The organism is Pseudomonas sp. Van50 (assembly GCF_055390755.1).
The window spans coordinates 374,525-393,070 of the sequence record NZ_AP024343.1 but is presented as its reverse complement, the minus strand read 5'-3'; the positions used below and the strand labels follow the sequence as shown (position 1 = coordinate 393,070).

At 59.3% G+C, this 18,546-nt stretch carries 17 protein-coding genes and 2 pseudogenes; 4 read left to right on the top strand and 15 right to left on the bottom strand.

Annotation, left to right across the window (positions count from 1 at the left end; translation table 11 throughout):
• Positions 1-226: 226 nt before the first annotated feature.
• The 3 genes and pseudogenes from ACZ5M5_RS01700 to ACZ5M5_RS01690 form a co-directional block, all read right to left on the bottom strand.
• The gene (locus ACZ5M5_RS01700; protein ID WP_464738491.1) at positions 227-700 is read right to left on the bottom strand and encodes a MaoC family dehydratase; all 474 of its coding nucleotides are present in this window, start codon (positions 698-700) and stop codon (positions 227-229) included.
• A gap of 30 nt (positions 701-730) precedes the next feature.
• A pseudogene (gene panB, locus ACZ5M5_RS01695) lies at positions 731-1,573 on the bottom strand (3-methyl-2-oxobutanoate hydroxymethyltransferase).
• Positions 1,574-1,598: 25 nt separating this feature from the next.
• The gene (locus ACZ5M5_RS01690) at positions 1,599-2,216 is read right to left on the bottom strand and encodes a LysE family translocator (protein WP_060743092.1); all 618 of its coding nucleotides are present in this window, start codon (positions 2,214-2,216) and stop codon (positions 1,599-1,601) included.
• 181 nt (positions 2,217-2,397) lie between these two features.
• On the opposite strand from ACZ5M5_RS01690, the gene ACZ5M5_RS01685 reads away from it, so the two are divergent.
• The gene (locus ACZ5M5_RS01685) at positions 2,398-2,850 is read left to right on the top strand and encodes an Lrp/AsnC family transcriptional regulator (protein WP_060739637.1); all 453 of its coding nucleotides are present in this window, start codon (positions 2,398-2,400) and stop codon (positions 2,848-2,850) included.
• Positions 2,851-2,879: 29 nt separating this feature from the next.
• On the opposite strand, the pseudogene ACZ5M5_RS01680 reads toward ACZ5M5_RS01685, so the two are convergent.
• Together ACZ5M5_RS01680 and ACZ5M5_RS01675 are read right to left on the bottom strand one after the other, a co-directional pair.
• Positions 2,880-2,975, bottom strand: a pseudogene (locus tag ACZ5M5_RS01680) (type II toxin-antitoxin system RelB/DinJ family antitoxin); the annotation flags it as partial.
• Between the two features lie 215 nt (positions 2,976-3,190).
• Positions 3,191-4,192, bottom strand: coding sequence for an alpha/beta fold hydrolase (locus tag ACZ5M5_RS01675; RefSeq protein WP_237140810.1), 1,002 nt, complete (start codon positions 4,190-4,192; stop codon positions 3,191-3,193).
• Positions 4,193-4,770: 578 nt separating this feature from the next.
• Here ACZ5M5_RS01675 and ACZ5M5_RS01670 point away from each other — a divergent pair.
• A complete protein-coding gene (locus tag ACZ5M5_RS01670) occupies positions 4,771-5,049 on the top strand; it encodes a DUF3077 domain-containing protein (RefSeq protein ID WP_060739638.1) in 279 nt (92 codons plus the stop codon).
• A 335-nt stretch (positions 5,050-5,384) separates the two neighbouring features.
• Positions 5,385-6,992 carry a methyl-accepting chemotaxis protein gene (locus ACZ5M5_RS01665; RefSeq protein ID WP_464738490.1) on the top strand — a complete coding sequence of 536 codons (1,608 nt, stop codon included), beginning with the start codon at positions 5,385-5,387 and terminating at the stop codon, positions 6,990-6,992.
• Between the two features lie 54 nt (positions 6,993-7,046).
• On the opposite strand, the gene ACZ5M5_RS01660 is transcribed toward ACZ5M5_RS01665, so the two are convergent.
• Both ACZ5M5_RS01660 and ACZ5M5_RS01655 read right to left on the bottom strand, forming a co-directional pair.
• A complete protein-coding gene (locus ACZ5M5_RS01660) occupies positions 7,047-7,724 on the bottom strand; it encodes an RES family NAD+ phosphorylase (protein WP_103308417.1) in 678 nt (225 codons plus the stop codon).
• A complete protein-coding gene (locus tag ACZ5M5_RS01655; protein ID WP_103308418.1) occupies positions 7,724-8,134 on the bottom strand; it encodes an MbcA/ParS/Xre antitoxin family protein in 411 nt (136 codons plus the stop codon). The genes ACZ5M5_RS01660 and ACZ5M5_RS01655 overlap by 1 nt, the downstream gene beginning before the upstream one ends.
• A gap of 344 nt (positions 8,135-8,478) precedes the next feature.
• Between ACZ5M5_RS01655 and ACZ5M5_RS01650 the strand changes: the two genes are divergently transcribed.
• Positions 8,479-9,405, top strand: coding sequence for a LysR family transcriptional regulator (locus ACZ5M5_RS01650; protein WP_060739642.1), 927 nt, complete (start codon positions 8,479-8,481; stop codon positions 9,403-9,405).
• Here ACZ5M5_RS01650 and ACZ5M5_RS01645 read toward each other — a convergent pair.
• The 8 genes from ACZ5M5_RS01645 to ACZ5M5_RS01610 form a co-directional block, all read right to left on the bottom strand.
• Positions 9,322-9,639, bottom strand: coding sequence for an AzlD domain-containing protein (locus tag ACZ5M5_RS01645; RefSeq protein WP_060739643.1), 318 nt, complete (start codon positions 9,637-9,639; stop codon positions 9,322-9,324). The two genes, ACZ5M5_RS01650 and ACZ5M5_RS01645, sit on opposite strands and share 84 nt — an antisense overlap.
• Complete coding sequence (locus ACZ5M5_RS01640; RefSeq protein ID WP_053117411.1) at positions 9,618-10,331, bottom strand: AzlC family ABC transporter permease; 714 nt, start codon at positions 10,329-10,331, stop codon at positions 9,618-9,620. Before ACZ5M5_RS01640 ends, ACZ5M5_RS01645 begins: the two co-directional genes overlap by 22 nt.
• Positions 10,328-10,765, bottom strand: a complete 438-nt coding sequence (locus tag ACZ5M5_RS01635) for a GNAT family N-acetyltransferase (RefSeq protein WP_170842317.1) — start codon at positions 10,763-10,765, stop codon at positions 10,328-10,330. Before ACZ5M5_RS01635 ends, ACZ5M5_RS01640 begins: the two co-directional genes overlap by 4 nt.
• Before the next feature lie 13 nt (positions 10,766-10,778).
• Complete coding sequence (locus tag ACZ5M5_RS01630) at positions 10,779-11,525, bottom strand: 2OG-Fe dioxygenase family protein (protein WP_060739644.1); 747 nt, start codon at positions 11,523-11,525, stop codon at positions 10,779-10,781.
• A gap of 292 nt (positions 11,526-11,817) precedes the next feature.
• A complete protein-coding gene (locus ACZ5M5_RS01625) occupies positions 11,818-13,104 on the bottom strand; it encodes an OprD family porin (RefSeq protein ID WP_060739645.1) in 1,287 nt (428 codons plus the stop codon).
• Between the two features lie 533 nt (positions 13,105-13,637).
• A complete protein-coding gene (locus ACZ5M5_RS01620) occupies positions 13,638-13,838 on the bottom strand; it encodes a hypothetical protein (protein WP_057449186.1) in 201 nt (66 codons plus the stop codon).
• Between the two features lie 244 nt (positions 13,839-14,082).
• Complete coding sequence (aguA, locus tag ACZ5M5_RS01615) at positions 14,083-15,189, bottom strand: agmatine deiminase (protein ID WP_103308420.1); 1,107 nt, start codon at positions 15,187-15,189, stop codon at positions 14,083-14,085.
• 253 nt (positions 15,190-15,442) lie between these two features.
• The gene (locus ACZ5M5_RS01610; RefSeq protein WP_464738489.1) at positions 15,443-18,355 is read right to left on the bottom strand and encodes an aminotransferase; all 2,913 of its coding nucleotides are present in this window, start codon (positions 18,353-18,355) and stop codon (positions 15,443-15,445) included.
• Positions 18,356-18,546: the final 191 nt, after the last annotated feature.

Below are 18,546 nucleotides of genomic sequence, written 5' to 3'. Positions count from 1 at the left end.
AAGCCCTCGCAGAAATGCGAGGGCTTCGTTGTTTCTAGGTGCTCACTTTTCCTCCACCCCCTAAAAACCTGTGGGAGCGACTCACTCATCGCTTAGGAAAACCCTGGCCGTTCAACCACCAAACAAAGATCAAAAAACAGCCGTCGCCGTTAGCCAGCAGCGATTGAGTGCCGGTATCGGGATCAACGAGAATCATCGTGCCGGGATGGATGTTTGACTCTCATCCTCACCGCGCACCGTTGGTAGGATCTCCCTCAGCAAGCATACGCTTCAAGCATTCACGCTCCTGGGCACCGGGTAGCACGCCCGTTGTCATCGCCTGCAGCACAGTGACGCCCTCTTCGTTGAGTACCCTGACCTCGGCTTTTGCATGACCGCGTTCATCGATGTCAACGATGAGCCAATGGCAGGTGATCTGTTCCTCTGGGTACACGGGACGTTTGAACTCCAAACTCATGCCGGTGGCCAACCAACCGATCTGCCCGCCGATCTCGGTAATCAGACTTGCCGTTAGCAGGCCATGAGCAATAGGTGCCTTGAACCTGCGCAACTGCGCGTAATGCGCATCGCTGTGGACCGGGTTGTAGTCCCGAGAGATCTGCGCGAATTGAAGGATATCGTCTCGCGAAAAACAGCGGACAACGGTGAAGCGGTCTCCTACGTTGAGTCCTTCGGCGGCACGTTCTCTCGGGCTTTTCATAAAGGCTTCCTGGTAGCGGCGGGGCGCTCGTTAAAAAGTGTGCTCGGGACCAGGAAATGTCCCGGCTTCCACATCCAGTGCAAAATCTCTTGCCGCTGTTTGAAGTACGGAACGGAGGTCGGCGTACTGTTTGACGAATCGCGGCAGGCGCTCCTGACGTAAACCGGCCATATCCTGCCAAACCAGTACCTGAGCATCACATTGGTTTCCGGCACCGATCCCGACGGTAGGTATGGAAATAGCGTGGGTGATCGCGGCTCCGACTTCACCGGGTACCATCTCGATCAAAACCGCGAAGGCACCGGCGGCTTCCAGTGCTTTGGCGCTGTCTATCAAGCGCTATGCATCTTCACCTCGGCCCTGCACACGATAGCCGCCCAGTTGATGTTCCATCTGTGGTGTGAAGCCGATGTGTGCCATGACGGGGATGCCCGAGCGAGTGAGCTTTTCGATGTGTGGCAGCAACTCGATCCCGCCTTCGAGCTTGACGGCATGGGCACCGGCTTCCTTCATGAATCGAACGGCGGTATGCAGGCACTGTTCCGGTGAGGCCTGATAGGAGCCGAAAGGCAGGTCGGCAATCACCAGTGCCCGCTGTGTCGAGCGGTTGACTGCTCGCACCAGAGGGATAAGTTCGTCGACGGTGACCGAAAGCGTTGATTCGTTGCCGTAGACATTGTTAGAGGCGGAGTCGCCCACCAGCAGGACAGGTATGCCGGCATCCTCGAAAATGGCGGCGCTGTACATGTCATACGCCGTCAACATCGCCCACTTGCGACCTTCCACTTTCATCTGTTTGAGGTGCGGGATCCGGATTCGTGTCGCAGGTTTTGTCTGGGGGGAACGGTCGTAGGGTGAAGTTTGCTCGCTCATCGGGACGTCTCGCTGACAGGATGGGTTAGGCATGTAACTGCTCGATCAACAGCACTAGCGCGATGATGATCATGATCACTCCAGACAAACGGCTGACCAGATGCGCAGCGGCAGGGCGTGCTCGAAGTACGACTTGTGAGCCAAATCCGACCAGCAGATAGATCACTCCACAGCTGATGGTGTGGATCAGCCCGAGTGCAATCATCTGCATGGGCACAGGCCACGGCGCGGTGGTGTCGGTGAATTGCGGCAGGAGCGCCAGAAACAGCAGAAACACTTTCGGATTCAGCCCGCTCACGCAAAGTCCCTTTAGCGCCCATCGCGCCCATGAGTCGGTCGTTTGGCTTGCATCGGCGTGCGGTGTGGAAGGGCGAGCAAGCATATTGGCCCCCAACCAAAGCAGGTAACCCGCGCCGGCCACCGTCAGCACGGACAATGCCAGCGGGTGATTGGCTATCAACGTGCCAACACCGGCCGCGACGATCATCGTGGCGATCAGGTGGCCGGATAACAGTCCACCCACGGCAGGAATAACAACGCGATGCTTCAAGCCTGCGGATATCGCGTAGGCCCAATCTGCACCCGGGGTGATGACGAACAGAATCGACACGGCCCAGAACGCGGCGAACACACTGAAGGTCATGGCGTCACCCACGCCGGTTGATACAACGTTGTTCTTGTCATCATCGCTTCCCATCAATCCAGGATCGCGCCTCTTTGGAAGGGCTCGGTCGTTTATGGCTGAAGGAAGAATAATGAAAGTCGGCTAGAATATTCTTTCAAAGATTGTCGTGACGACACTGTGTATTGGAAGGTTTTACTGCGTGGACAGAATTGATCGAAATATTCTTGCCGAATTGCAAAAGGATGGTCGCCTTTCGGTCACTGAACTGGCTGAACGGGTCGGCCTGAGCCTTTCACCTTGTCATCGTCGAGTGCGGGCATTGGAAGAGTCCGGTGTATTGCTCGGCTATCGCGCGCAACTGGACCCCGCCGCGCTCGGCCTGAACTTTTCAGCCATGGTATTCGCCACCCTGCGAGAGGGCGACAGGCAAGCGGTAGAGGCGTTCGAAGCGGCGCTCATTGAGATCCCCCAGGTGGTTGATGCGCAAAGATTGTTTGGCGAGCCGGATTATTTGCTGCACGTCATCGCCCAGGACCTGCCGGCCTTTCAGCGACTGTATGACGAGAGCCTTTCAACATTGCCCAATGTTCAGCGGCTGACCTCGACGCTGGTGATGAAACGGGTTGTCCAGGATCGGCCGCTGCCGCTATGAGCTTGCGTAGTCGCCCGTGCAGTTGAAGGGCGCATCAGCTCTGAAGGGGTAACGCCGAGCCTCTCCAGCTCGCGGTAAGCTCGCGCCTTGAGGTCGTCGTCGATACGGACATTGATGGACGCCATGGAATAGCCCTCGCTGTAATGACATCAGTCTTTACGGTGAGGCAAAAAAAATCATTTGGGCAAGTCTGAAAACGACGAGCTCTTTGCCGGCTCCTGGCCATGTGGCCCTTCGCACCTCTACGTACCGAGCACACCACATGCTCATCGTTGACATTAGCACTGCCTATTCGTCTAACACCCCAAAACTGAGTAACTCGCCAAGACCTATGCATTCCTTAATTTCGCAAGAAATCCAGGATCGCTTGACTGGTAGCCTCCGCTTTTTCCTCAAGCACCCAATGCCCAGTATTTTGCAAGATCAAGGAATGGGGTTGCGAGGTAATGTGCTGCACTTGCTCGGCCAACGTCTTGCCTCTTGAGTGATCCCCGCCAATGGTGAGCACCGGGAGGGTCAGTTTATTTTCAGCGAACGCCTGGTTGTCATTTGCGTCATGCTCTATCCAGGCCGAATAAAGCTTGAAAGCTGCACCCATGCGCCCTGACCGGGAATAGTCGTTCAACAAGGCCTCACGCACCTCTTGCGTTACCTTGGGATTTCCTGGGTAAACGAACTCATCGAAAAACATGTCCAGGTAAATCTTTTCTTTACCCTTGATCATTTTTTCGGCGGTGCTTCCAAAGAAGCGAAAATGCCACTTGCTCGAGATACCGGTTGCGGGATTGCCATTAAAAGGAATCTCCCACCCTGGAATGCCCGGGATAAAGCCGTCCATTAAGACGATGCGTTTGGTTTCGTATGGATAAAGTGCGCCGTAGGCATAGGCGACAATCAAACCCATGTCGTGCCCCACAACATCAACCCGATTCATCTGCAGTTTTTTAATCAGCTCATGCAGATCCAGCGCCATGTTCTTCTTGTCATACCCACTGGCTGAAATATCCGTTTCTCCGGCGCCACGATAATCAGGAACGACAGGGGTGTAGCCAGCGCGCACCAAGCGCCCCATCACGGCCTCCCAGTTCCTCCAGCTTCCCGGAAAGCCATGGATCAGAAGCACCGGTCTTTCACCGTTACCGCTCACCAGATAGTGCATGCGAATGCCGTTCACATCCGCGTATTCACTTCTAAATACTTCACCATCAATGACCATGCCAGGCCCTTCCATCAATGGAATCGTTGCATGCGACTGAGCGGAAGAGGCTGGAAAAGCCAAGATGTCGGAAAGAATAAATTGCCTCATCCTGAAGACCACCTTGAGCCAGATGACTTCTTCCACACTGCGTCCAGACTGGACAAACCTAGCTTGGATGTATCCACAATAAATTCGCCACTGTCAGGACTGACAGTGGCGACGAGTGGATATCGACGATTTTCTGTAATCGCTTCGCCAGCGCCCCATGAAAAGAAGGTTTCAGACCACTGGACTCCAGCCAGTTAGAAGCTACCAGCCAGGTAAAATCTGGATACGCAATTTTGGATTCGCCAGCATCGCGCCACGATTGCCCCTCCTCCAATCGCTGACTACTCTTCAACAGTCGCTGCCAATTCAGCGACCGGGCCTGAGAACCCGAGTAAGATGCAGGCGCTACAGCGCCCGAACCACGTTTTGCGGCGTTTTTTTATGTCCGCATTCCGTGCAATGGCGGCTGTGCGTGGGAGACCTTCGGGTCTGCCGGGTTCCTGTATCTCCGGTTTCTCAGCCTGCGCACAGCTGCCACCCATTCGCCTGAGAACGAACGTGGCAGCTCTCATCTGATATGGGAGTTTATCGATGCATGCCATGGATCTGCTGCAGTCTCGCTTTATCGCTTTGCTAGTCATCGTCCGCCGCCAATTGGCAAATGGAGGTGCGCAATGACCCATCCCAAAGACCTCAAAACCCCAGGCCTAACCCCCTTCTGCTACCACTCCGACCGCCCTTTATTCCGCGTCAACAGCGGCATACCCATCGGCGAAGCCCTGTCCCACGCTTCCGATCTGCTCCACGTTGCCAAGGTCCTGGCCGAGGACGCGGCGATGATTCGCGGTACGGATCGGTATGCCTGGGCGTCGTGTTATTTGCAGGATATGAGCAAGGCCGTCATCGACGACGTGGTGAAGGTGCTGGAGGCGCCGGGGAGTAATCCTGCTTAAGGGCCGCAGGCCCAATGCTGCCCGCTGGGTCGAGCAGCATTGGGTTTCTTCTGTATGACGGGAACGATTGAAGAAGGGCTGCTTCGCAGCCCAGCGGGAGCAAGCTCCCTCGCCACGGATTAGGGACAGAACACAATGACTGACTGCAATGAGTTTGTGGGATTTCTGAATGGGCGGTGTTCCCGCCACCCTGCCCCTGTCCAAACAGTTTGCAACGTATTCATCTAATCAAATCCCCCGCCGATAGCCTCGGATAAGAGCCTGGAATACCGCAAGGCTCTGCTCGCGCTCGACTACACTTTTCCAGAATTCCCCCGCTCCAGGAGCAGTAAGCGATGAAGATCCGCACCAAGGTCATAGGCTCGGGGTTGGTCAGTCTTTCTTTTGCGTTGCTGCTCGGCGGTATCGGGTTGTGGGGCTATCACTCCATGACCGAGGCCCTGGTGCAGAACGAGACCAGCATTTCCGCCATGCGCAAGCACATGGAGGCGGACATGATGCATGACGCCATTCGTGCCGACGTGCTCGCCGCTCTGCTGGTCAAGCCGGGGGATGCCCAGGGGACGAAGGAGGTGCTTGAGGCGTTCGACGAGCATACGCAGCGCATGCGCAAGGTCATTGCCGAAAATGCCGAGGCGAAGTTGCCGGGGGATGTCGCCAAGGCGATTGTCGAGCTCAAGCCACAGGTGGAGACCTACATTGATAAAGCCAAGCAAATAATCAGCAAGGCACTGAGCGGTGCCCAGGATGGCCAGGCGTTGCGGGCGGAGTTCGACGGGGCGTTTTCGGCGTTGGAGGAGCGCAACGAGGCAGTGAGTGAACTGATCGAGAACCAGGCGCAGTCATCCCGCGAGCATCAGGACGGCAGCATTCAGAGCTCGGAACGTTGGCTGATCGTGACGTTGCTGGCCACCTGCGTGGCGCTGGCGCTGTTGTCGTGGAGCCTGCTCAAGGCGGTGCTTACACCGCTGAACAAGATCATCCTCAATACCCAGGCGATTTCCCAAGGGGATCTGCAGCGCTCCATGGGCACGCAGAGCAAGGATGAGCTGGGCCAGCTGCAAGGCGTGATCGAACAAATGCAGACCAATCTGCGGCAGATGATCGCCACGATCCGCAGCCAGAGCGATGAGTTGCACGGCACGTCCCGGAACCTGGGCGATACGGCGCGGCAGATTGTCTCCAGTGCCGACCAACAGGCCCAGAGCGCGACCAGCATGGCGGCGAGCATGGAGCAGATGATGGCGAACATCAGCCAGATCCATCAGCACGCCGACAGCGCCCGGACGATTTCGGCGCAGTCCGAGCATTTGGCGAGCAGCGGCGGCCAGGTGATTCTCGGGGTGGTGGAAGGCATGAACCGGATCGCCGAGGTGGTCAACCAGTCTTCCAGCAAGATCACCGCGCTGGACGCCTCGTCCGAAGACATTCATTCCATCATCCAGGTGATCAAGAGCATCGCCGAACAGACCAATTTGCTGGCGCTCAACGCCGCCATCGAAGCCGCCCGCGCCGGCGAGGCGGGCCGTGGTTTTGCGGTGGTGGCCGACGAAGTGCGCAACCTGGCGGCGCGCACCACCCAGTCCACCCAGGAAATCACCGCGATGATCGAGCGCATCCAGTCCAGCGCACGGGATGCGGTGGCGAACATGCAGGCGTGTGTCAGCCGCGTGGACGAAGGCGTCAACCTGGCCCAGCAGGCCGGGGTGTCCATCAGCGAAATCCGCACCGGTGCCCGGCATGCGGCCGAAGTGGTGGAGGAAATTTCCCAGACCATTGCCGAGCAATCCAAAGCCAGTGATGAAATGGCCCAGCGGGTGGAGTCGATTGCCGAGCAGTCCCGCGAGAACACCCGTTCGATTCACAACCTGACGCAAACGGCGGATCAATTGAACGATGCGGCGGGATCGATGCAGGCTTCGGTGCAGCAGTTCAAGATTTGATCGGATACCCGTGGCGAGGGAGCTTGCTCCCGCTGGGCTGCCTGGCAGCCCTTTTCAAACCTCGCTCACCTCGAACACAAACGAAATCTCCCGCTTCTGGGCACTCCAGACGTACCGAATATGCTTGCCTTGCACCGGAACCGAAACCGCCGGTGGGCGAAACGCGGCCACGCATTCGTGGCCGGGCAGGCGGACGCTGTTGTACAGCAACCCCCAAGACAAGGTTTCCCGCAGCTGCCGGGCGAACACCTGGGATGGGCCGTAAGCCGTAGGGTCCGGGTTGTGGAGGTGGGGATAGTCGTGGCGAATGTCGTGCAGGGGTTTGACGACCTTGTTGACGTAGGTGCGCATGGTCAGCTCCAGGTCCGGCTCGTTGGTCGCCCCGAGGAATCGCGCCTGGTGGTAGCAGGTCTCGGCGATGGCGGCTTCCTGGCTGCTGGCGGCGTAGTAGACACCGAAGGTGCCGTCGCTGAAGCGGCTGCTTTTGCCAATGTGGGTAAACGCCGCCATCACCGGCGAGGAGCCGGGCCCGGAAACACGGTCCTCGGGACGGACCCGGGACAGCACGCCGGCCTGTTCCATCAGCCGATCGTTGGTCAGCGCTTCCAGGGCGTAGGCCGTGGGCAGGTCTTCCGGGTCGAGTACGTCTTCAAACAGCGAAATCGGAGGGAAGCTGCTGTTGACGATCCGATAGGCCCGTTTCCATTGCGGGTCCGCCAGTGGTGGCATCATTAACCGCGCACTCCGTCGAGGTATCGCCGCACATCGGCGATGTCCACCACCCGCCCGGTCAACATGTAGGACAGCGCCGACTGGCCGTTGAACGGTGCCGCGGTATTCGGGTTGCTGACCCACTGATAGGCACGGTCCCGGCTATTGCTGAAGATAATGCTCAGCGCCTTGTGGATACCCATGAGGTAGGAAATGCGCTCCAGCGTATCGCGAGGCAGCCTCACGTTCTCCGGCAACTGTTTGTATTTGTAGAAGGTCGTGTTGCCCACCTTGCCCAACAAGGTGCGCTGCTGCTCGACGCTGCAACCCCAGAGCGCCATGAGGTTGAAGAAAAACTTCAACGCGACTCGACCCGCATCCGGGGAGTCCAATTGTTGCTGCGCGTTGAGGGTGATGGAGGAAGTCGCCATGGCTTTGGCTCCTTTTTAGCGGGGTGGTGCTTAGAGGATAGTACACATATGGATTATTTTTAAGTTTTTATTCGCAAGTGGACTCCAGCGACACTCTAGTTGACCCCATTCGGCATGGCTTTCCAGGCCAACAAACGCAACCAGGTTCTCACTAATGGGTCTTGGCCAGCATCCACTGGGCAAAATCCGCAAATCCCGCATAAGCTCCAACCATCGCCTCCCGGCGCTTTTCGGCACAAAATCGCGACAAGCGTGGCAAGGTGCATGATGATAGCCGGCATGACCACCTGGCCGGCCCAGGTGCACAACAATAGCGAGCCCACTTAAGCAGAGGGCATTACCTCATGGATAGCAGAACCCTACGCAACCTCATGCGTATCGTGCAGACCGGCTCGTTGTCGGCAGCGGCCGAGCATTCGTGCCTCACGGTGCAGGCGTTGGCGGCGCAGTTGAACAAGGTCGAGGAACAGTTCGGTTTCCGGTTGTTCCGGCGCTCGAACAAGGGCCTGACGTTGACGAGCCAGGGCTCGGAACTGACCCCCTTCATGGATCAAGTGCTGATTGCCACCCGGCAATTGGAAGAAAAAGTCGCGGCACTCAAGACACCGCGACAGCGCACGCTCAAGGTGGCGCTCAATACCACCCTGCCGGCGGAGTTCAACCGACGGATGATCGATCGATTGATCGCCGTGTTCCCCCAGTATCAATTGGAGTTCAGCTACGCCGAGTCGATGGAGAACCTGAGCAAGCTCAGGAACGAAGATTTTGACCTGGCGATCCTGATTGGGCAGCAACAGAGCGGTTTTACCAGCATTGCCATGCCGGATGTGCAGGTGCGGGTGGTTGGCGCCCATTGTGGCGACGAAGACGACTCCCTTGGCCTGCTCGGGGACAAGTTTCAGGTGCGTCCGGCAGAAGAATGTCCGTATTCCCGCAGCTTCCTGCGCTTTCTCGACGCAGGCCTGGGTGAATACGGGTCGAGCCAACGCATGGTGTATTCCTGCAGTGAGACGCTGACATTGTCGTTGATCACGCAGCTCGATGGCCTGGGGCTGGTGTCCCGGGAGGCGGCGCTGCGCAACGGCCTGGCGATTTTCCCGGACTTCGAGGATTTCCTCGAGGTCCGCCTGGCGGTGAATAATCCGGAGTTGTCTGGCCAGGCGCTGCACGATGTGGTGGACCTGACGCTACAGGAACGAACCGAGCGCGATGTACGCCGCCGTGCCCAGCGCCACACTGAGAAACAGGTTGCGGCTGAAATACGCACATAACAGCGTCGGAATCGCGGCATAAAACTCAGGGCGGTCGAGTTGTATCTGCTGGTCCTTGATCAATAATGGGGTCAGGCTGATGGCAGCGACGATCGCCACTGGCAGGTATTCCAGGGCACGGGCGACGAAGGGCGGCCAGTGGTCGGTATTGACCTGCAACGGCAGGGCACGTGGCAGGAAGGTCACAGCCATCATCAGGACCACGACCAGGATCAGGAACGTTTGGTCAGGCATACGCCCACCCCGCAGCCAACGAACGTGGCAATGAAGACATTGAACGGCGAGCTGCCCAGCAGGCTCAGCCCGCCCATGCAGACGACAGCCGCCAGGGCCGCGATCAGTTTGTTGCGGGTGTCGCACAACGAAACCAGCACATAGAGCATCATCGCGGTCAGCGCATAGTCGAGCTGGTATTTGATGAGGTGCGCCGCGTATTGCGCGCACACCGCGCCCAGCAAGCCACCGAGCACCCAGGACGTATGGCAGAACAGGTTGAAACCGACCAGGTAGCGCACGCTCACCGGCGCCCCGCTGCCGAGCTTGACGCTGTGGAAAGCGAATGACTCGTCCGTCAAACCTGCCGCGTAGCACCAGCGCTCGAAACGACTGAGGCCCAGCGCACGCAGGGCCTTGGCCATGTAGACCGACATCAGCATGTGCCGGGCATTGATCAGGAACGTGGTGAGCACGATGGTGGTCAGTGACGCACCGCTGGAAATCAACGCCAGCGCCGCGAATTGCGAAGCCCCCGCGTAGACGAACAGGCACATCGCCACCGGCAACCACAGGGGCAGCCCGGCGTTGACCGCCATCAGACCGAACACAAACGAAACCGTGAAATAACCCGCTACCACCGGACTGGCTTCAGCAAAGGTACGCGAGGCTTGTGGTTCGACCGCCAGCGGCTGGCTGGAAGTCTTGTTCATAAATCCCTCTCGAAGGTGATTTCACCCCGAGGCTCACAGAACCCCTGGGCGGCCCAGAAACGCTTGCCGGCCAGATTAGCATCGTCGACGAAAAGGAACATGCGCAGCACGCCTACCCGCTTCATGTCAGCCGAGGCGGCCTCGACCAGGCGCTGGCCCAGGCCTTTGGTGCGATGCTGCGGGCTGACCGCCAAGTGATTGATCGTGCCACGGGTACCGAGCATGCCACCGATCACCGCGCCCACCACGTCACCGCTCGCATCGATGGCCAGGTACGCGGTGGTGGTGTCCTGCAACAACACACCGCGCAAGAATCGGGCGTCCTGCCATTCGCAGAACGACACTTCGTCGAAACCGCGAAAGAACCGCTCCAGTCGCTCGGCGTCCCGGACCATGGCCCGGCGCAACAGGACCTGCTGCACCGGGTCGTCCATGGGTTCGAGCCGTTCAGCGAACAATGTCGAAAGCGGTCCCGGGCCGCGAGAAGGAAATGGCCAGGATCTGCCGGTAGGCCATGTCATGGCTATGGGTGTTGCGCGCCGGGGTCACGTAATGGCGCATGTCGCGGTCCAGGAAGAACGTGGTGTCGAGGATGTCCTCGTAGGTCGTCGCCGCCAGTTGTTCTTCCTGGGCGCTGTACAAACGGCTCTCCGCACCCGCCACATTCTGGCGGCCCCAGAAGTGCACGCCGCTGAACGGATAGCCGTCGCAGTGAATCCCTTCGGGGGTGATTTCCAGTTGTTTGCCCGGCTTGATCTCGATGCGGATCTGATGGATCTGGCACTGCCAGATTTCATCGTGCAAGTCCTGGGGCAGGACGTTCTTGTACACCTCGAAGTCCGTGTCGATCAGGCTGCGCATCACCGGCGAATTGATCACTTCGTTGGAGAAGTCCTGGAAGTGACGCTCCAGTCCGCCGACATAGCTGTTGTTGGCCTTGGACTGAACGTAGGCCCGGTGTTCGAGCTGCTTGAGCTCTCGGGTCGTAGGGTTGTATTCGAAGTCACTGTAGCGGCGAAAACGCATGCCTGACTCGGCCTGGCCGTAGTAACTGTCGGGCTCCATGTTTTCCCAGCTTTTGGTCAGCCGGACAAAATCGCCGAAATGACCGTAGAGGTTGAAGTCCCCACCGCGAACGTTGACGTATTTGTCACGTCTCAGCGCTTCGCCCACTTCCCTGTTCAGAACGATCATTTTTCATAGGTCTCCACTGCATTGAGCGGCCTAATCTAGTAGGTGCAGGATTTACGTCCATGAGAAAGTATTTGAGGCATTTCAAGCGACGCTTGAAACGGAGGGCAACGTTGCATTAGTACGACTTTTTCTCGGGAAAACAGGCTGTTTCAGTGGCTTTTCTTGCGCAAAAAGCCAAAAGAACCCGAGTTTGGCGTCGCAACGCTATTCACTTCAGGCAGGTATGAATCAGTTGTGGCGAGGGAGCTCGCTCCCTCGCCACGGTTTTACCAGCTCGTGACCCGTTCAGGCATCAGAAGACGTTGATCGGGTAATCCACGAACACCCGCAGCTCATTGCCGCTGACGTTGTACTCGCTGGACTTCTGCGACACCCGCAACACGGAGCTGCGCAACCTGACGCTCAAGTCCTTGGCCGGGCCGCCCTGGACCACGTACTTGAACTGGTTGAAGATCTCGCGCTCGGTACCGCCTTCGCTGGTGGACGTGGTGATGTTATCGCCACGCACATAAGCGACGTTGTAGGTCAGGCCCGGAACGCCGAAGGTGGTGAAGTCCAGGCCGTAGCCCAACTGCCAGCTGCGCTCATCCTCGGCGTTGAAGTCGGACCAGTAGGAGTTGGCCAGGTAGATCGTGTTGCCGCCGTCACCCACACGATTCTGCCCGCGCTGATAGCCGCCGTAGGCGTAGCCCAGGTTGCTGTCGCCGGTGCTGCGCTGGTGAGCGAGCGTGAAGCTGTGCGGGCCGGTGGCGAAGGTGGCGGCCAGGCTCCAGATCTTGTTGTCGTCGCCGGTGACGTTGTTTTCGCGAACGTAGCTGTTGTCCAGCTTGGTGCGATAACCGTTGAAGTCCAGGGTCAGGGACTGATCCTTGGCCAGCGGGAACACGTAGTTGGCGTTCACGTATTGCTTCTTCAATACGTCCTCGACATCCGAGGCGTAGAGCGAAGCCTTGAACTGCTCGGTGAACTGGTAGCTGCCGCCCAATACGTTGATCGACTTCAGGCCACCGCTGTCGCGGCCTTCGGCGCTCTTGCGCGATTCGGCGGTGAAACGGCCGGCATTCAGTTCCAGGCCCTTGATCTCCTTGGAGGTGATCAGTGTGCCGGTGTAGCTTTCCGGCAGCAGGCGCGAGTTGTCATAGCTCAGCACCGGCAGGGCCGGCATCTGGTCACCGTAGGCCAGTACGGTGTTGGAAACGCGGAACTTGACCGCGGCACCGAACTTGGACAGGTCATCGGCCGCGTTGCCGCTGTCACCTTGCTTGAAGAAATCGATGCCTTGCGCACCGCTACGACCTTTGCCGCCGTCCAGACGCAATGCGTACAGGCCGAAGGCATCTACACCCACGCCCACCGTGCCCTGGGTGAAACCGGACGAGAACGTACCGATGGCCGCCTGGCCCCATTCGGCCTTGTCCTTGTTGCCGTCTTTGTAGTCGCGGTTGATATAAGCGTTGCGCAACAGCACTTTCAAGCTGCTGTCTTCAACGAACCCCTTTGACTCCGCCTGGTCGTTGGCCATGGCGTGTGTCGTGCTCAAGATCCCCAGTGCGATCAAACTAATGCGCTTGTTCAACATGATTATTTTCCTTGTACGGGTTGATACGCACCGCGGCGAGCAGCCGAAATGGCGCTTTCTGCGCTCTTTTTCGGACTCTTGCTCCTGAAAATAATGAAAAGGCCCGCCCACGTCTGATCGTGTCGGGCCTTTTTATTATTTAAGAGTCATGGCTGTCAGCCACAGGCGTAGGGCGAATCCTAGTCGCGCCCTCAACAGTGTGTCAATTTCGTGAATCGTCTGTAATTAGGCGAAAAACATCTAAGATTCGATCAAAACGAACAGCCGTCCAAACCGCAAGTCGCCGAGGGCGCGCAGGCCTGCTCCGGCGGGGTTTGCTTGAGCCATTGGGCGAAGGCCTAGGGCTTGCCCAGCCCCCCTGTGGGAGCGAGCTTGCTCGCGATGGCAGTGTGTCAGTCAACAGTCGTGTTATCGATCCACCGCTATCGCGAGCAAGCTCGCTCCCACAGGGATTTTTGTGTGAACTCGAAAACCCGCGGGCACAAAAAAAGCGCTGCCATCCCGGCCAGCGCTTTTTATCAATCCGTCGAATTCTATCCTTGCATCACATCCCACAACGCTTCCAACTCAGCCTCGCTGAACAGGCCAGCGGGGTAACGCTCAACGATCATCCGGCGCGGATCAGGTTCTCTGATCTGACGCGTTCCGTTGGACTTCAACCACTGCGCCAAGGCTTGAAGCGACTCACCATTGACGGCCAAGGGATGGCATGTGCGCTCGCTTGTCATATTCATTCCAGCGCCCTCTCCTGGTTGATGAGCGGCTAATTTATCCAAGGTTTATGACAAAACAACTCAGCTCCATTCCCCGGAACTGCCGCGGATCCGATACAAGAGCTATGCCAATGTATCCACGCCCACCCATGAACAGATACAAAAAAACCCACGGCCCAATCGGGCCGCGGGCTTGCCGGGATGGATCCAAAATCGCCGCCCCGGGGCCGGCGCAGGCGCTATCAGCAGCCTGTTACATCGCCACTCATTTTACGTACGGCGCGGGTTGCTGTTGGGTAAGGCAATGAATGTTCCCGCCGCCCAGTAACAGTTCGCGCCCGGGCACCATGACCACTTCGTGCTGCGGGAATAGGTTCTGCAGGATGTCCCTGGCCGGTGCGTCCAGCGGGTCGTCAAAGCTGGGCGCGATGATGCCGCCGTTGACGATCAGGAAGTTCACATAGGAGCCGGCCAGTCGCACGGTTGGGTTGCGCTCCTGGGAACCTTCCACCGCATCCACGCCCGCGCATTCCTCTTCGGTGGCATACATCGGCCCCGGAATCGGCATTTTGTGCACTGTGAACGGGCGCCCCTTGGCGTCAGTGCTGTTTTGCAGCACATCCATCGCCGCATGGCAGCGGGTGTAGTTCGGGTTTTGCGGGTCGTCGGTCCAGGCAAGCAGGACTTCGCCCGGACGCACGTAGCAGCAGAAGTTATCCACATGGCCGTCGGTTTCGTCATTGAACAGACCGTCCGGCAGCCAGATGACCTTGTCCACCGCCAATTGCGCGCTGAGCACCGCCTCGATCTGCTCACGACTCATGTGCGGGTTGCGATTGCGGTTGAGCAGGCATTCCTCGGTGGTGATCACGGTGCCTTCGCCATCCACATGGATCGACCCGCCCTCGAGCACAAAACCTTCGGTGCGATAACGCGGGCTGCGTTCGATCTCGAGGACCTTGCTGGCCACTTGCGCATCACGGTTCCAGGGCGCGTACAGGCCGCCGTCAAAACCGCCCCAGGCGTTGAAATCCCAATCGACACCGCGCACTTCCCCGCTGTCATTGATCACGAACGTAGGGCCGGTATCGCGGACCCAGGCATCGTCGCTGGACATTTCCACCAGGCGGATATTCGGCACGTCGAGGCGCGCCCGGGCATTTTCGTACTGGGCCGCGGACACCGCCACGGTCACCGGTTCAAAACGGGCGATGGCCTTGGCGACCGCCACGTGGGCGGCCTGCGCGGGCTTGCCGCCCAGGCGCCAGTTGTCCGGACGCTCGGGCCAGATCATCCAGACCTGGGTCTGGGTCGCCCATTCGGCAGGCATGTGGAAACCATCCGCGCGCGGAGTGCTGTGCAACGTTGTCATGGGTCATCTCCTGGGCGATGGGCAGTGGCAACTTTATAAACGATAAATATCGACTAATAAAGCCACAAAAACTAAACGCCATCAAAAAAAAGCGGAAAACACCGACAAAAATCGATTTAAAAAGGTTCGCCAAACCCTGTGGGAGCGAGCTTGCTCGCGATAGCGGTCGTTCAGCCACATTAACACTGGCTTGGACACTGTCATCGCGAGCAAGCTCGCTCCCACAGGAGAACAGCGTGGCGTTCCAGATCGATTACAGCCCCTCGTCCAATACCTTCGCCAGCATATCGACAAAGAAATCCACACTCTGACGCGTGGTCACCATCGGCGGCTTGATCTTGAGGATGTTCAGATAATCGCCAGTCGGTTGCATGAAGATCCCCAACTCTCGCAGGCGATTGCACAGCGCCATGGTCTCTTCAGTGGCCGGCTCCAGGGTCTCGCGATCACGGATCAGTTCCACGCCCAGGTAGAACCCGGAACCATGCACCGCACCGACCAATGGATACTGGTCGATCAAAGCCTCCAGTCGAGCCTTGAAGTGCCCGCCAACCACCCGTGCGTTTTCCCAGAGGTTGTCTTCTTCCATGACATCCAGCACCGCCATGCCGATCTGGCAACTGACCGGGCTGCCACCGGCCGAGGAGAAGAAGTACCCCTCGGCTTCCAGCGCCTCGGCGATTTCCCGGCGGGTGATGACCGCACCCAGCGGCTGGCCGTTGCCCATGCCCTTGGCCATGGTGATGATGTCCGGCACCACGCCTTGCTCTTCGAAGCCCCAGAAAAACTCGCCCATGCGCCCGTAACCGACCTGCACCTCGTCGGCGATACAGACCCCACCACGCTCGCGCACCATCGCGTAGACCTGCTTCAGGTAACCGGGCGGCAGTGCGATCCCACCGGCGTTGCCGTACACCGGTTCGCAGATGAAGCCGGCGAGCTGACGCTTGCTCTCGGCAATTTTCGCCAGGTTGTGCTCGACGCTGCGCACGTAGTCCGGCGCACTGTCGGGACCGCGGAACTCGCCACGGTAGGTGTTCGGAGCGGTCACCGGGTGCACCCAGTCCGGGCGGCTGCTCAGGGCCTGGGGGTTATCGGCGATGGACGTCGACACCGCATCGGCGGCCACCGACCAGCCGTGATAGGCCTCCAGCACACTGAGCATGTCCCGTCCGCCGCTGTAGGCCCAGGCCAGGCGGATCGCCAGGTCATTGGCCTCGGTGCCGCTGTTGACCAGGAACACCCGGTCCATGTTCGACGGCGACAGCGCCAGCAGACGCTCGGAGAATTCGGCGATCGCCGCGTAGTGGAAACGCGAGTTGGTATTGAGCAGCGACCATTGCTGGGCAGCCACCGCCGCCATGCGGGGATGGCCGTGGCCCAGCACGGCGACGTTGTTGAGCATGTCCAGATACGAGCGGCCCTGCATATCGATCAGGTGGTTGCGCCAGCCACGCTCGATGCGCGGCGGATCGACGTAATAATGTTTCTGCGAACGGGCGAAGCTCGCATCGCGGCGGGCCAGCAGTGCCTCGGGATCGACCTCCGGCTCGGCATCGCAGGCCAGCCCCAGCAGCACCGCCGGCGAAGGGCAAAGCGCCTGCCAGGCCTGGGCCCTGGAGGGCGTGCAGAACAGCGGCGGATTCACCTGGGCGCCCCGGCACAACTGGACCTGCAACGGCCCCGTGACTTCACCCAGCACCTGCCCCTTGACCAGCGCCGCCCCGGAATGCAACGGCGACGTCACGCCCCACACGCGCACGCTCAGCTGCGCGCTGTCCAGTTGCAACATGCCGTCGGCGGCCTTGTGCACAACCCCGGCGAACGGCGATTCGAGCGGCGTGCCCTGGGGCACACTCAACGCCACGTGCAACGGATAAGTGTCGGGTTCCACGGCGCTGTCCGGCCGGGTGCGCGACAAACGGTACTGCCCGTAGCGGCTGGCGGCCAGGCCGTGAAGCCCGGCGGCTTCGTCCAGCAGGCGCTGGTCGATCCCCGGCTGCTCCCAATTGCCGGCCTCGAAATGCGGGCTCAGCACACCCAGGTCGATCAGGGCGAACTCACGCCCCACCAGGGTCGGCAACAGCGGCGCAAAGCCCTCGCTGGCAATGGCCGGCAGGCTGTGGCCGACGGCGGTGAGAATCGCCGCTTCCATCAGTTCGAAAGGCACCGAGTGAGCCACTCGGAAAATCTCCCACTCATGGGCCAGGTTGTCGCGGCTGTACTGGTTGTCCGGGTCGATGGAAACCTGCTGTTCACCGCTGAGCACCAGCACCGCGGCGCGCGCCACGATCAGTGGCCATAGCGCCAACAGCTCCTGGTGCTGCAAGGGGTTGACCGCGTGGTAGGCCTTGATCGCCGGCAAGATGAAGAACGGATCGCCGTCGGCGTGATGCAGCAGGGCCGCGCACGTCACCGACAAGTCAGTGATGCGCCAGGTACGGACCAGGTCGCCGAAATCGATGACGCCCTGCAATTGCCACTGGCGCTGGGCATCGCGCTGCCAGACCACGTTGTCATCGGTGATGTCCATGTGGATCGCCTGCACCGGCAAGCTGGCCTTGAGCGGTTGCAAGCGCCGCTCGGCCTGTTGCGCGACCTCGGCGACCAGATGGCGCCGTTGTTCATCTTCGATGACCGGCAACAGGTACTCGACCAAGGCCGGGGCATAGCGCGCGTCCCATTGCAGGGTGCGCTCCAGGCCCGGGTGGTCGAATGTCGCCAGGGCCAGGTCCATTTCCGCGCACAGGCGGCCCAGACCCGTTACAAGCTCGGGTGTCAGGTGCTTGAGTTGCGTAAGGGACTGGCCGTCGATGTACTCCAGCAGGCGCATGTGAATCGCTTGGCCGTCGACGTCCAATGTCAGCAGGTCCTGCCCGTTGCTGGCACAAATCACCCGCGGGACTTTCACCGCGTCGTGTCCGGCCAACTGTTTGAGGGCTGCGTGTTGGGCCTGTATTTCCGGGACAGCGTAGTCGCCGTGGCAAATTTTCAACACAAAGCGCCCGCGCTCGCTGTCAACGCGGTAGTTGAGGTCCTGGTTGCTGCCAAGGGGTCGCAGGTCGCCACTGAGTCCGTAATTCAAGCGCAACAGCACCAGCGCTTGCTCGGCGCTGATCTGTGGACTTGGCAAACTGGCACGGTGAACCAACGTAGCGAGTGGCATACAAGGACCCCTGAAGTGGTTTTGTTTGGATGCCTATCTCGCCACTGAGCCGGAGGATAAGCAACCCCTCTGTTCAAAAATATGCACAGCCCTCCTGAGACGCTGTAGGGGGAGAGTGTGTCCAGGGGATATTCGCTTGCGCCGCTCCCGCCATGCCGACAAGCTATGCTCCCTATGCTTTGTCGTCCCAC

Excerpts from the sequence above, each read along its gene's own strand:
- ACZ5M5_RS01640 (WP_053117411.1), bottom strand. The coding sequence starts at position 10,331 with ATGAACAAGACTTCCAGCCAGCCGCTGGCGGTCGAACCACAAGCCTCG.
- ACZ5M5_RS01655 (WP_103308418.1), bottom strand. The coding sequence starts at position 8,134 with ATGGCGACTTCCTCCATCACCCTCAACGCGCAGCAACAATTGGACTCC.
- ACZ5M5_RS01690 (WP_060743092.1), bottom strand. The coding sequence starts at position 2,216 with ATGACCTTCAGTGTGTTCGCCGCGTTCTGGGCCGTGTCGATTCTGTTC.
- ACZ5M5_RS01660 (WP_103308417.1), bottom strand. The coding sequence starts at position 7,724 with ATGATGCCACCACTGGCGGACCCGCAATGGAAACGGGCCTATCGGATC.
- ACZ5M5_RS01645 (WP_060739643.1), bottom strand. The coding sequence starts at position 9,639 with ATGCCTGACCAAACGTTCCTGATCCTGGTCGTGGTCCTGATGATGGCT.
- ACZ5M5_RS01635 (WP_170842317.1), bottom strand. The coding sequence starts at position 10,765 with ATGGACGACCCGGTGCAGCAGGTCCTGTTGCGCCGGGCCATGGTCCGG.
- ACZ5M5_RS01620 (WP_057449186.1), bottom strand. The coding sequence starts at position 13,838 with ATGAATATGACAAGCGAGCGCACATGCCATCCCTTGGCCGTCAATGGT.
- ACZ5M5_RS01610 (WP_464738489.1), bottom strand. The coding sequence starts at position 18,355 with ATGCCACTCGCTACGTTGGTTCACCGTGCCAGTTTGCCAAGTCCACAG.
- ACZ5M5_RS01630 (WP_060739644.1), bottom strand. The coding sequence starts at position 11,525 with ATGATCGTTCTGAACAGGGAAGTGGGCGAAGCGCTGAGACGTGACAAA.
- ACZ5M5_RS01650 (WP_060739642.1), top strand. The coding sequence starts at position 8,479 with ATGGATAGCAGAACCCTACGCAACCTCATGCGTATCGTGCAGACCGGC.
- ACZ5M5_RS01665 (WP_464738490.1), top strand. The coding sequence starts at position 5,385 with ATGAAGATCCGCACCAAGGTCATAGGCTCGGGGTTGGTCAGTCTTTCT.
- ACZ5M5_RS01700 (WP_464738491.1), bottom strand. The coding sequence starts at position 700 with ATGAAAAGCCCGAGAGAACGTGCCGCCGAAGGACTCAACGTAGGAGAC.
- aguA (WP_103308420.1), bottom strand. The coding sequence starts at position 15,189 with ATGACAACGTTGCACAGCACTCCGCGCGCGGATGGTTTCCACATGCCT.
- ACZ5M5_RS01625 (WP_060739645.1), bottom strand. The coding sequence starts at position 13,104 with ATGTTGAACAAGCGCATTAGTTTGATCGCACTGGGGATCTTGAGCACG.
- ACZ5M5_RS01670 (WP_060739638.1), top strand. The coding sequence starts at position 4,771 with ATGACCCATCCCAAAGACCTCAAAACCCCAGGCCTAACCCCCTTCTGC.